The following is a 12,762-nucleotide window of genomic DNA, read 5'->3' as shown; positions in this document are numbered from 1 at the left end:
ATTATTTCTATTTATTACGTTAAATTGTTAACGATTGATCAGATATTGATACAGACCGACCAAGGGACTCGCAGTGGGTTTTCCATAGAGAGGATCGCCCTCCGTCGCACTGCCAGCGATATCTAAGTGTGTGTAAGCTAAAGGAATTGCGGCATTTATGCCATGTTCAAACAATCCCGAAGCCTTAAGCAAAAACGCCGCCGGATATTGATGCCCACGGGCCGTTACCGAAGATGGCGCATTGTTAGAAGATAAAATATCAGCCGCCCCTGAGACTTCACGGATCTTGGCAAAGTCCTCGCGGCGCAAAGTAGAAACCTCAAAGGGTTCGCCCCATTGGCTTGCCTGTAACGCGAGTGTCTGCGCACACTTGGCACCACTGGCGACCGCATTTTCAACCGCAGCAGGATACGCCCCATAACAACGTACCACATGGCCCGTGAGAGTCGCGACCGAGAACAACTCTGGTTGCACCGCCGAAACGGCTTTAATACGCAGATGACTTAACAGGTCAGCCAATACTAAGCGCCCTTCCGCATCCGTATTACCAATTCGCACCCGCACGCCCGCATGGCTAGTGATAATTTCATCGGTAACAAAGGCTTCGCTACCAATGCTATTACGCACTAAGCCCAGTTCGGCGATCACTCGGATCCCTTTAGGCTTGAGCATAGACAAGGTTTTAAATAACCCTGCCACGGCAGAGGCTCCACCTTTATCGCGGCTCATGCCCGCCATTGCGCCGCCCACTTTCAGATCGGCGCCGCCCGTATCGTAGACCACACCTTTACCAGCAAATAAGAAGGTACGAGTAATCTCGCCTTCGGGCAGATATTCGAGTTTCACCACCCGCGGTTGATGCCGCCCAACGGCAAAGGAAGAACGCGCCACCGCACTTAACAGTGGATAATCGCGCTCGAGAATATCCCTATCTTCCACCACTGCGGTTTTAATCACACTGCCTTTAAAGGCTTGCAAACAATATTCGGCAAAGGCCTTAGCCGACATACGCTCAGGTTCAGTGCCACATAAATCCCGAGCCAACACACGGCCAGCTTCTAATGCGTTGAGCAATTGACTCTTTTTAGCTGATAGAGACAGCAATCCTATGGCTTCAAAGGCTGGCGTTAAGCCCGTTGCCTCGCGCAATTCTAAGGTTTGCCATAATTCTTGACCGCAGGCGAGCGCCGCAACTTCAGTCGCAAAACCAAACTTGGGCGTGGTAGAAGGCACCACATAAAGCAGGGGACGCTTAGCGCCCGCGTCTTTAGCGATGGCAATAGCAGCTCTTGCCGCATCACCATAAACACGCACATCGGCATAATCATCAGCCACTTGAGTAACCGGCGCTATGATTAAACGGCCACCGGCTAAACCGGGGGCAAACAGTAACGTCGGGCTCTTACCGACACGCTTATCGACCTTAGCGCCATGCTCGGCCAATAAACTGATCTCATCAATTCCGATAGCACCAAGATCCGGTGTGACGACCACAACCGCATCCCAACCTTCACCATCAAAAATGGCATTTTCTGCTTGTACATCAACAAAGTTAACTTGAAACATGACCCATCCTTTTTCATTATTGTGCCTGCATTATTCCCGCTATAACGCTTAATTACCAATCAAAAAATCCCTTTGTCCCCATCGAAAAGACTGAGGGTGGCAACTTTCGCTGCCACAAGCACAGATAGGCTGATCGAGAAGATTAATCGGCCGAGCAGAATGTGGTAGGATCAAGCCAAATTTGCCCTATACCCACAAGACCTGATGAGGGACCTCCTGTGACAGCGTTAAGTCAGTTATACCCACAGCCTTTATGGCAATGGTTCGAACAAATCTGTGCAATTCCCCACCCTTCCAAACATGAACAAGCACTCAGCCAACACATCCAAGCGTGGGCTAAGAGTAAACAACTCGATGTCGTGGAAGATGCGGTCGGCAATTTAATCATTCGCAAACCCGCAACGGCCGGAATGGAAGATCGCAAAATCGTCGTGATCCAAGCTCACATCGATATGGTGCCGCAAAAGAATGCCGATAAAGTGCATGACTTTACCAAAGATCCTATCGAAGCCTATGTTGACGGTGACTGGGTAAAAGCCAAAGGCACGACCTTAGGTGCCGACAATGGTATTGGCATGGCGTCAGCCTTAGCGATTTTAGGTAGCGACGATATCAAACACGGCCCACTGGAAGTGCTACTCACGATTGATGAAGAAGCGGGCATGACAGGCGCCTTTGGCCTACAAGCAGGTATGCTCGATGCTGAAATCCTGATCAACACCGACTCAGAGCAAGAAGGTGAGATCTACATGGGCTGCGCTGGCGGCGTCGATGCGCAGATCACTCTGCCTATGGTATGGCAAGCATCGGAGCAAAGTTACGCATCATTTAGCCTGCATTTATCTGGCTTAAAAGGCGGTCACTCTGGGGTCAACATCCATTTAGGTCGGGGTAACGCCAACAAACTATTGGCACGCTTCCTGTTTGAAAATGCCGATGAATTAGCGCTGGAATTAACCCAATTTACCGGTGGTTCACTGCGTAATGCCATCCCACGCGAAGCCAATATCAGCTTTATGTTACCCGCTGAAAATGTCGATGCACTGAATGAAAAAGTGCGCGCTTTTGAAGACTTAGTCCGCGCCGAGCTGGCCATTGCCGACCCTGATATGCGTTTAGTGTTGAGCGAAATCCCAACGCCAAAACGCGTGATGAGTGAAAACAGCCAAAACACGCTGATCGACCTGCTGCATGTATGCCCTAATGGCGTGATGCGTATGAGCGATGAAGTCGCTGGCGTGACTGAAACCTCACTCAACGTAGGCGTGATTAGCACTAACGATGAAGAAGTTAGCATTCTGTGCTTAATTCGCTCGCTCATCGATTCGGGCCGCAGCCAAGTTGAAGGCATGCTTAATGCGCTGACCAACCTCGCTGGCGCTGAAATTGAATTCAGTGGCGCTTACCCAGGTTGGAAGCCAGATAATAGCTCACCCGTAATGGCAATTGTGCGTGAGACCTACGAGTCTATCTATCATAAAGAACCGGTTATCATGGTGATCCACGCGGGTCTTGAATGTGGTCTGTTCAAGAAGCCTTATCCAGAAATGGACATGGTGTCGATTGGCCCTACTATCCGCTATCCACATGGCCCGGATGAAATGGTCAATATCACCACAGTTGGTCAATACTGGGATCTGCTCCTAGCTGTGCTAGAACGCATTCCCGCTAAAGGTGAATAATCACTCTAGGTGAATAGTCGCTAAGCAGACGTAAATAACAAAGGCCGCAGAGGGTTTACCAATGCGGCCTTTTTGTGGCTTTTATTTGCGCACTTGACCCGTCCTAAATAGCGTTGACACTTTTCAAACTCATTTTGGAGAGTGTAATGACTTCAACAATTAAACGAACTCAACGTGATTATTCCCTCGCTTTTAAATTGGCGGTTGTCGACCAAGTGGAAAAAGGCGAACTGACCTATAAACAGGCGCAAGACAAGTACGGTATTCAAGGTTGCTCCACCGTGTTAGTGTGGTTACGCAAGCACGGCAAACTGGATTGGTCCCAAGGGACACCGTCTACATCAATGCGAGGACAGTTGATGACTGAACCCACCGAGCTCACCCCCGAGCAAAAGATAAAAGCCCTCGAAGCCGAACTGGAAGATACCCGCATGAAAGCGGCGTTCTTCGAAGCCATTGTCGAAAAACTCAGAACTGACTACGGGATATCCGTCGTAAAAAAGCCACACGCGAAACGCTCCAGGAAAAAACGGCCATAGGTTATCGCGTCACCCAATGCTGTCGCTATCTTGGCATCAGTCGTCAGGCGTATTATCAGCAATGTCAGCGGCAAACAGAATGGGAGCAAAGGGAACGACAGGTGGTGCAAACGGTGCAGTATGAGCGGTTATTTCAACCGCGAGTCGGTACGCGTAAAATGCAGTATTTATTGAACAAAATGCATCAAATAGTGATAGGACGAGACCGGTTATTTCGCTGTCTTAGGGCGCATCGTTTGTTGGTTACGCCGAAACGGGCGTACCATAAAACGACCAACAGCCATCATCGATTTAGGTGTCATCCCAACTTGCTTAAGCCCAGCGAGCAGCAAGTGGACATCAGCCGCTCAGAGCAAGTCTGGGTGGCTGATATTACCTATCTGCCACTGCAAGATAATGAAGCCTATTTAAGCTTGGTGACCGATGCCTGGTCACGAAAAATTGTGGGTTATCATGTTGATGATAATCTAAAAACAGACGGGGTGCTAACGGCCTACAAACGGGCGCTGAAGCAGCGACAAGATAAAAGTAAACCGCTGATACACCACTCAGACCGAGGGATACAGTACTGCTCAAACGCGTATCAAGCGGTTCACGCACATCATGGCGTGACATGCTCAATGACCGATGGATATGACTGCTATCAAAATGCCTTAGCAGAGCGAGTGAATGGCATCTTGAAGCAGGAGTTTTTAACACATAAGCCCGCAACGCTGGAGGAGGCGCGACAAATGGTGACAGAAGCGGTTGCCATCTATAATCAACGGCGGCCACATTTGGCCTTAAAATACAAAACGCCCGATGAGGTTCATCGAGCGTTTTAGGTGGAAATAAGTGTCAACTTATTTCAGGACGAGACAACTACGTGAGGCTGATTATCGCGTTAACTTACATAACTTAGCTAGGTTAGATTGGTGCTGAGCCAGAGCCGCCTAGATTAGATTGACACTAAAACACAAAATCCAACTGCTTCGTTTCGCGTACCATGAGCGGCGAAAGCGTGTCTTTAGTCTCGGCGAGTCCAACAGAAACCCCGAGTAACCGAATTCCACGTCCCTCTTGCCTAGCCATTGCTTGGCTCAGTAGCTCATAGAACATCACCACGGAGACCTCGTCACTACGATGCTCGATGGTGGTCTGTTTAAAGTCATTAAATTTAAGTTTGACCACCTGCTTATGGATTTGCCTCCCCTTAGCACTTCGCCCTAAACGGCTGGACAACTCTTGGATTAATCCCGGCATCACCTGCTGGCACTGCTCAAGCGTGTAAATATCCTGAGCGAGAGTGGTCTCAACGCCTACAGATTTGCGCTCGCGGCTCACCGAAATCCCACGATCATCGATGCCATGGGCCCGCTCGACTAACACGGCGCCAAACTTACCAAAACGGGCAATCAACTCTTGCTTTGGATAAGCCTGCACATCGGCGCAGGTATTTAAGCCTAGCGAAGACAGTTTCTCAGCGGTCACTTTACCCACTCCGGGTATTTTCCGCAGGGATAAGCTTTTAACAAACTCGGGGACCTCATCGGGTGGGATAACACATTGCCCATTGGGCTTATTTAAATCAGAGGCAACCTTGGCGAGAAATTTAATCGGCGCCACGCCCGCCGATGCCGTCAGCCCAGTTTCGGCCAAAATATCACGGCGAATCGCCTCGGCAATTAAAGTGGCAGAGCCCTTAAACAGCTTACAATCGCTGACATCTAAATAGGCTTCATCGAGGGAAAGCGGTTCGATTAACTCTGTGTATCGGCAGAAAATGGCGCGAATTTGCTGCGACACCTCTTTGTAGACCTGCATACGACCGGGAACGAGGATAAGATCGGGACACAATTTCAGTGCGTAGCCCGTCGCCATGGCAGAACGCACACCAAATTTGCGCGCCTCGTAATTACAAGTGCTGATGACGCCACGCTGCACCCGACTGCCGCCGACGGCCAAAGGCTTACCGCGGTATTCGGGAAAATCCCGCATTTCCACCGCAGCAAAATAGCAATCCATATCAATATGAATGATTTTTCGCACCTTGCATTCCTCCGACACCCAAAATACTGTATATAAAAACAGTAATCAAGTATCACTTTTCAATTTGCAACGGTGCTGTTTGCGCTTGGATTGTTAGCGCCCAAAAAACAAAGGGAGCCCCTAAGGCTCCCTTGATTTACAACTATTTGAATTAAATCTTAAATTGCCCAATGTTGCGGGTCAGTTCATGAGTCGCTTGCTCAAACCCCTGCAAACTTTGGGATAAATCTTGGCTTGAGAGCAAAGACTGATCGGACAAACCGCGCACGCTAACAACGTTTTGTGCCACCTCTTCAGCCACAACGGCCTGCTGGCCAATCGCCACGGTAATTTCCACCGTTTGCTGCTGAATCGACACAATCGCACTGGCGATATCACTTAAGGCTTGCTCCACTTGTGTGGTCAAGTCTTGTCCGACCCTTGCCTGCTCAACCCCAGACTCCATCACCTGCTCGGCTTGTAGCGCGCTCTGCTGCAGGGTTTGGATAATCCCTTGAATGTTGGCGGTAGAATCTTGGGTGCGGGATGCGAGAGTTCTCACTTCATCGGCCACCACAGCAAAACCTCGGCCTTGCTCACCCGCCCGCGCCGCCTCAATGGCCGCATTGAGCGCCAGCAAGTTGGTTTGGTCGGCAATGTTGCGGATCACGCTTAACACTTCGCCAATTTGCTCTGAGCTGCTACGTAACTCCTTGATGACTTTGGCGGCTTCAATCACTTGAACCGATAATGCCTTCATGCCTTCGGTCGCGCGGGACACGATTTGAGTACCGTCATGGGCCTGAGTCTGTGCCTTTTCGGCAAAATCATTCGCCCGTTGAGCGCTTATCGCCATTTCTTGGCTAGTCTGCGCCATTTGGGTGGCAGCCGTGGCCACTGAATCGATTTGTTGTTTCTGCGATGACACAGAAGAGACCGCTAAATCACATACTTGGCGAGCATCCATCACCCCAGTGCCAACCTCTTGGGTAAGATGTCGGGTATGCAGCAGCATCTGCTGCACCTTTTCGGCAAAGCGGTTGAAGGCATCACCCAGCTTGCCTAACTCATCTTCGCGCTCCATTAAAATGCGTTGGGATAAATCACTATCACCCTCGGCAATATCTTCCATAGCATCCAGCAATTTGCCAAGCTGGCGTCTAAAGGGCAACAACATCAACCATACTGTGATGCCAACCAAGAGCATAATTCCTAAGGCAACAAAACAGGCATTCCAAAAGGCTTCGGTCACAGGCGCTTCAATCACCTCATGGGGCAACATAAAGGCTAAGTGCCATTTCTGCTTTGGATAATCGCCGCCCACGGACACAAAGGTTACCCGCTGCGGCACTCCGTTAAAGGTGACTTCGGCAAAGCCCTTCGCTTCGCGCTGCATTTGCTGCCTTAAGGTGGTAAAGCCTGAGGTGTCCTTAAACTGGTTATCGATTTGATTCGCAAGTGAGCCCGGCGGGAATTTATCCGAGAATCCAGGGAAATAAACCAGCTTACCTTCGTCCGTCATCAGGAAGGCTTGGCCGTAATTGCGGTATTTGATTGGCGCTAACAGGGTTTTGCCAATGGTATCGATTAGAATATCCATACCACCAATCCCAATCAGCTCACCATTGGCGCCATAGACAGGGGTTTTAACTGTGGCCGAAATCGAGCCATCGTTGGCATCGACCGCAGGATCGCCCACAAATAGGCCGCGCTGATCGATAGCCTCCTGCCACCAAGGACGTTTATTGGTGTAATAGTTTGGATCGCCATCGAAACGGCCATTGAGGTCGAAATATTCAAAGGTATTTGCCGAGCCGAAGAACACTGACTTCACATCGCTATCACGGTCGGAAAACGAGCGGAAATAACGAATAATATCTTGATACTGCTGGTCATTGGTTAGGTTACTGCCACGGGCATGGTATTGGCTAAACCAGTTGATAAGCCCTGGCTCGGCAAATACTGAGTGGATCACTTGCCCCTTAGCCACAAAATAACCACCAATCTCATTGGCCTTTAAGGCTACGAGCGCCGAAATGTCCGCATCCACTTGCTTACGTGTGTTATTACTTTCTTTATTCACGAGCAAAGCAGCAACTAAAGTAAGAAGTACAGCAAGGGCACCGACGATAGTGACCACTAACTGCAAACTTAGAGAACGTTTTATATATCTCATTCATCTTCCCGTCTGGCTGATCAACCACTTAACAAAAAATCATGCAAAAACAGTTTCACACGGTAACAATTTTTACCCGCCAACAACAGCCGAAATGATGAGAAAAAACGTAAACAAGTATTTGTAAAGAAAAGACATTAGCAAATAATAGGAATCACTAAACAAAGGACTTCCATCAGAAGATCCCATCACTATCACTAACTTTTACAGAATGTTAGACCAAATACTCAAAATCCCAATAAAAAAGCCAGTCACGGAATGACTGGCCTGAGTGTTTGAGCCGCGCTACTGACGCTATTACATCTTAGTTTGCAGGTAATTCGCTAAACCAATACGGTCAATCAAACCGAGTTGTTTTTCTAACCAATACATATGGTCGGATTCGGTATCGTCGAGTAAGACTTCTAAGATCTCACGGGTTTGGTAATCTTTCTTCGACTCACACAGGGCAATCACCTTACGTAAATCATCGGCCACCTTGTATTCATAGGCCAAATCGTTACGCAGCATCTCTTCGACGTTTGAACCAATGTTAAGCGCTTCCCGCGCGGCCACATTCGGCACGCCTTCAAGAAATAAAATACGCTGTACCAGTTTGGCCGCATGACCTTTTTCATCATCCGACTCGTGGGCAATACGCTCATAGAGTTCGTTCAGCCCCCAGTCTTCGTACATATGAGCATGCACAAAATACTGATCCATCGCCGATAATTCTCCCGTTAGGAGTCGATTCAACGCGTCGATGACTTCTTTATCACCTTTCATATTCAGCTCCTATGACTCACTAATTTGCGATTGAAGATAGTTTTGAATGCCGGTTAAGCTAATCAGCTCCTGCTGCGATTCGAGCCAATCTAAATGCTCTTCTTCATCTTCAAGGATATCTTCCAGCAGATCACGACTGACATAATCCTGCTCGGCTTCGCAGAGGCTAATGGCATCCCGCAACAGTATGAGTTGTTCCTGCACCATGGCTAAATCGCAATCGAGCATCTCTTGAGTGTGCTCACCAATACGCAGTTTTTCGAGCTGTTGCAGATTCGGTAATCCCTCTAAAAATAATACCCGCTCGATAAGCTTATCGGCGTGCTTCATATCTTGGATGGATTTCTTGTATTCGACGTGATTTAGCTTCTCGAGGCCCCAATGTTTGAACATTCTGGCGTGGAGAAAATATTGATTAATGGCCGTTAACTCACAGGTAAGTACCCGATTGAGTTGTCCCACCACTTTAGGATGACCTTTCATAAGTAACTATCCTTGATATGAGTGAAAGATTGATCTAAATCAAGCTTCTAGCCTAGTACAGTTTTCAACCCAACTCAAATTTTCTTTATTTTTCACAAACTTAAATATAAAAAGCATTCTCATTATCGCTTAGATTAGCCCGCTATCCACCTCAAATATCAGGGATTAATTTTGCCACTGCTAAAATCGAGGCAAAAAAATAGCCTCCAAAGGAGGCTATTTCAGTTGAAGCGGATAATTAAATGATCCTGTCTTTGGTTAACTTCGCTCGGCGCGCTTCTTCAGCGGCCATACGACGCTTACGTTTGTCGCAGGGATCATCACAATCGCAGGCTTTTTCAATCCCTAATACACCTAAACCGCCACAGCTTCCTTCCACGGCTTTGCGCTTGATGAGATAACCTATCGACATAAGCAAAAAGAACAGTAATAAAATCACAAATGCCGCGATAAAAGTGCTCATGTTAACTCCAACTACTTAAGGAAAGGCTTGAAGGCGTCACTGTAGTAGACTTTAAATCCTTCGCCTTGCTTTTCTATTAGCATTATCGCCAAGTGTTCTTTCTTGGCAAGCTCCAATGACGCTTCTGTGCCCAAAACCATCATCGCCGTCGCAAAACCATCGGCCGTCATACATTCTTTATGCAAAACGGTCACAGATGCTAGCTTATGATTAATAGGTAAACCGGTACGTGGATCAATTATATGAGTAAATCGCTGACCTTCTTCCTCATAATAATTGCGATAATCCCCCGACGTTGCCATCGCCATAGTGCCAGGCTCAATCACCTGTTGCACTGCCATGCCCTCATCGGTCGGTTTCTCTATCGCGACGCGCCAAGAACTGCCATCGCCTTTGGTGCCCTTAATGCTCAGCTCGCCACCAATTTCGACTAAGTAACCAGTTGCATGGTACTTATCTAAAATAGAGGCCACTTTGTCCACACCAAAACCTTTGGCGATTGAAGACAAGTCCACATATAAATGCGCATTGTGCTTGCTTAAGCGATTGCCTTCGATAGAAAGCTCACTGATACCCGTTTTGGCTTTAGCCGCATCGATATCCGCTTGAGTCGGCACTTTGGTTGGGCGCTTATCGGGGCCAAATCCCCATAGGTTTACCAGCGGCCCTAAGGTAATATCTAAGGCTTTGTCTGTCACGTTATACAAACGCATGCCTTCTTTAACCACTTTGATGGTATCAGGAGAGACTTCGACGCTTTGCTCAAGCGGTAACTGGTTGAAACGTGACAATTCTGAATTGGGTCGATAGGTCGACATCTGGTTGTTGACTAGCTCTAAGGCTAAGTCAATCTCGGCCTGCAGTAATTGGGCCGTCGGCATTTGCTCATTGGGAACCACTTTAATGTGGTAGGTCGTGCCCATTGTGCTACCCGCGAGGGAGATAACCTCATCCTGTTTGCTACAGGCTGAAATAAAAAAGGCTAGACCTACAAGGACCAGCCAGCTCACTGAATGCTTTAACACTGAGGTTTTTAACACGGGGGTTTTTAACGCTAGGGTTTTAAACATAGTGACTAACAACTCTTTTGGATGCCCTTTAATGCAAAAGTTGCAGATGAGAGCTCTACTCCACATCTGCAACTCTTCTCACCTTGGGCTAATTCACATTAGCCGCCGAAGTCATCCAACAGGATGTTTTCGTCTTCGACACCAAGATTTTTCAACATACCGATCACGGCCGCGTTCATCATTGGAGGTCCACACATGTAGAACTCACAATCTTCTGGCGCTTCATGGTCTTTCAGGTAGTTTTCATACAGTACGTTATGGATGAAACCTGTGTAACCATCCCAGTTGTCCTCTGGTTGAGGATCAGACAGGGCCACATGCCATACGAAGTTGTCGTTTTCAGCCGCTAAGCCGTCAAAGTCTTCCACGTAGAACATTTCACGCTTAGAACGTGCACCGTACCAGAAGCTCATCTTACGCTTAGACTTCAGACGCTTCAGTTGGTCGAAAATGTGTGAGCGCATTGGGGCCATACCCGCACCACCACCGATAAACACCATTTCTGCATCGGTATCTTTCGCGAAGAATTCACCGAATGGACCAGAAATCGTGACTTTATCGCCAGCCTTTAGGCTCCAAATGTAAGATGACATCTTACCGCATGGTAAGCTCAAGTTACGTGGAGGTGGCGTTGCGATACGCACGTTCAACATGATTATGCCAAACTCTTCTGGATAGTTAGCCATTGAGTAAGCACGGATCGTTTCTTCTTCAACTTTAGATTCTAACTTGAAGAAGCCAAAGTGTTCCCAGTCACCACGGTACTTTTCAGGTACGTCGAAATCAGCATATTTAACATGGTGCGCAGGCGCTTCGATCTGGATGTAACCACCCGCACGGAACGGAACAGATTCACCATCAGGGATTTGCAGCTTCAGTTCTTTAATGAAGGTCGCCTTGTTATCGTTAGAGATAACAGTACATTCCCACTTCTTAATACCGAAGATTTCTTCGTCAAGCTCGATTTCCATGTCGTTCTTAACATTCACCTGGCAAGACAGACGGCAACCTTTACGGGCGTCACCCTTGCTGATGTGATCTAATTCTGTTGGCAGAATATCACCGCCGCCAGACTTAACCACTACGCGACATTGGCCACAAGAACCACCGCCACCACAGGCGCTCGATACGAAGATACCGCTGTTCGCTAGCACACCTAACAGCTTGCCACCGGCACCGGTTGTAATCGCTTTTTCAGGATCGTCGTTGATGCCGATCGTGATGTCACCGCTAGACACTAGCTTAGATTTAGCGAATAAAATCACTAACACTAAGACCAGGACGATAGCAGTAAACATACTCACACCGAGGTAAACCTCGAGCGGAGTAGATTTAAAAATACCAAGAATATCCATTAACTTATCCTTAGAAGGTCCAATTCAAGAAGCCGTTTGGTGTCTCTTACAGAGACACACCAGAAAACGACATGAAACCTAAGGCCATTAAACCAGCGGTAATAAAGGTAATACCTAAACCACGCAGGCCATTCGGCACATCGGCATACTTCAGCTTCTCACGGATACCGGCCATCAATACGATAGCTAATGCCCAACCTACTCCAGAGCCGAAACCAAACACCACACTTTCGCCCAGCTTGTAGTCACGCTCAACCATGAATGATACCGCACCGAAAATCGCACAGTTCACAGTGATCAGAGGTAAGAAGATACCTAACGCGTTGTACAACGGAGGAAAGTACTTATCCAGTGCCATTTCCAGAATTTGAACTAAAGCCGCAATCACACCGATAAAGGTAATGAATTTCAAGAAGCTTAAGTCAGCTTCAGGTGCACCAGCCCAAGCCAGTGCGCCAGGTGCTAACAGCCCTTGGTAAATAACTTGGTTAGCAGGAACAGAGATAGTTAACACTACAACTACCGCAATCCCTAGGCCCATCGCGGTAGTCACTTTCTTCGATACCGCTAAGAAAGTACACATACCTAAGAAGAAGGCCAGTGCCATGTTTTCAATGAAAACAGAGCGAATTAACAGGCTAATATAATGTTCCATC

General features: G+C 47.9%; 11 protein-coding genes. 2 read left to right on the top strand and 9 right to left on the bottom strand.

The genetic code is table 11. The annotated features are described in order from the left end of the window. Nucleotides 1-27 precede the first annotated feature (27 nt). Complete coding sequence (locus N5E87_RS04775; protein ID WP_086903379.1) at nt 28-1,566, bottom strand: peptidase M17; 1,539 nt, start codon at nt 1,564-1,566, stop codon at nt 28-30. A 218-nt stretch (nt 1,567-1,784) separates the two neighbouring features. Between N5E87_RS04775 and N5E87_RS04770 the strand changes: the two genes are divergently transcribed. Together N5E87_RS04770 and N5E87_RS04765 are read left to right on the top strand one after the other, a co-directional pair. Then, complete coding sequence (locus tag N5E87_RS04770; protein ID WP_086903380.1) at nt 1,785-3,248, top strand: aminoacyl-histidine dipeptidase; 1,464 nt, start codon at nt 1,785-1,787, stop codon at nt 3,246-3,248. 146 nt (nt 3,249-3,394) lie between these two features. Then, nucleotides 3,395-4,611, top strand: a protein-coding gene (locus tag N5E87_RS04765; RefSeq protein ID WP_126512554.1) for an IS3 family transposase whose coding sequence is annotated in 2 segments (ribosomal slippage) — nt 3,395-3,743 and nt 3,743-4,611 — 1,218 coding nt in all. Because the reading frame shifts where the segments join, the coding sequence is not laid out codon by codon here. A gap of 124 nt (nt 4,612-4,735) precedes the next feature. Here N5E87_RS04765 and dinB read toward each other — a convergent pair. The 8 genes from dinB to nqrE form a co-directional block, all read right to left on the bottom strand. After that, complete coding sequence (gene dinB / locus N5E87_RS04760) at nt 4,736-5,815, bottom strand: DNA polymerase IV (RefSeq protein ID WP_086904329.1); 1,080 nt, start codon at nt 5,813-5,815, stop codon at nt 4,736-4,738. Between the two features lie 151 nt (nt 5,816-5,966). Next, the gene (locus tag N5E87_RS04755; RefSeq protein WP_086904330.1) at nt 5,967-7,970 is read right to left on the bottom strand and encodes a methyl-accepting chemotaxis protein; all 2,004 of its coding nucleotides are present in this window, start codon (nt 7,968-7,970) and stop codon (nt 5,967-5,969) included. A gap of 297 nt (nt 7,971-8,267) precedes the next feature. After that, nucleotides 8,268-8,735 (bottom strand): bacterioferritin, encoded by a 468-nt coding sequence (gene bfr, locus N5E87_RS04750; RefSeq protein ID WP_011621737.1) that lies wholly within the window; start codon nt 8,733-8,735, stop codon nt 8,268-8,270. A 9-nt stretch (nt 8,736-8,744) separates the two neighbouring features. Further along, on the bottom strand, nt 8,745-9,218 hold the full coding sequence (gene bfr, locus N5E87_RS04745) for a bacterioferritin (RefSeq protein ID WP_086904331.1): 474 nt from the start codon (nt 9,216-9,218) through the stop codon (nt 8,745-8,747). 238 nt (nt 9,219-9,456) lie between these two features. Further along, nucleotides 9,457-9,681, bottom strand: a complete 225-nt coding sequence (gene nqrM, locus N5E87_RS04740; RefSeq protein WP_011071354.1) for a (Na+)-NQR maturation NqrM — start codon at nt 9,679-9,681, stop codon at nt 9,457-9,459. Between the two features lie 11 nt (nt 9,682-9,692). Then, a complete protein-coding gene (locus N5E87_RS04735; protein WP_039978924.1) occupies nt 9,693-10,751 on the bottom strand; it encodes an FAD:protein FMN transferase in 1,059 nt (352 codons plus the stop codon). A gap of 98 nt (nt 10,752-10,849) precedes the next feature. After that, nucleotides 10,850-12,106: an NADH:ubiquinone reductase (Na(+)-transporting) subunit F gene (gene nqrF, locus N5E87_RS04730; RefSeq protein ID WP_055647149.1), complete on the bottom strand. Its 1,257-nt coding sequence runs from the start codon at nt 12,104-12,106 to the stop codon at nt 10,850-10,852. 46 nt (nt 12,107-12,152) lie between these two features. Continuing rightward, entirely contained in the window at nt 12,153-12,761 is a 609-nt protein-coding gene (gene nqrE, locus N5E87_RS04725; protein WP_006080469.1) for an NADH:ubiquinone reductase (Na(+)-transporting) subunit E, read from the bottom strand. Between the last annotated feature and the right edge of the window lies 1 nt (nt 12,762).

This window comes from Shewanella sp. GD03713, assembly GCF_029843705.1.
Lineage (GTDB): Bacteria > Pseudomonadota > Gammaproteobacteria > Enterobacterales > Shewanellaceae > Shewanella.
The sequence above is the reverse complement of the archived record's forward strand: the minus strand, read 5'-3'. Positions and strand labels throughout refer to the sequence as shown.

What these genes read in the sequence shown, in the direction of transcription:
- N5E87_RS04735 (WP_039978924.1), bottom strand. Translation starts at nt 10,751, where the DNA reads ATGTTTAAAACCCTAGCGTTAAAAACCCCCGTGTTAAAAACCTCAGTG.
- nqrF (WP_055647149.1), bottom strand. Translation starts at nt 12,106, where the DNA reads ATGGATATTCTTGGTATTTTTAAATCTACTCCGCTCGAGGTTTACCTC.
- N5E87_RS04755 (WP_086904330.1), bottom strand. Translation starts at nt 7,970, where the DNA reads ATGAGATATATAAAACGTTCTCTAAGTTTGCAGTTAGTGGTCACTATC.
- N5E87_RS04775 (WP_086903379.1), bottom strand. Translation starts at nt 1,566, where the DNA reads ATGTTTCAAGTTAACTTTGTTGATGTACAAGCAGAAAATGCCATTTTT.
- bfr (WP_086904331.1), bottom strand. Translation starts at nt 9,218, where the DNA reads ATGAAAGGTCATCCTAAAGTGGTGGGACAACTCAATCGGGTACTTACC.
- nqrM (WP_011071354.1), bottom strand. Translation starts at nt 9,681, where the DNA reads ATGAGCACTTTTATCGCGGCATTTGTGATTTTATTACTGTTCTTTTTG.
- nqrE (WP_006080469.1), bottom strand. Translation starts at nt 12,761, where the DNA reads ATGGAACATTATATTAGCCTGTTAATTCGCTCTGTTTTCATTGAAAAC.
- bfr (WP_011621737.1), bottom strand. Translation starts at nt 8,735, where the DNA reads ATGAAAGGTGATAAAGAAGTCATCGACGCGTTGAATCGACTCCTAACG.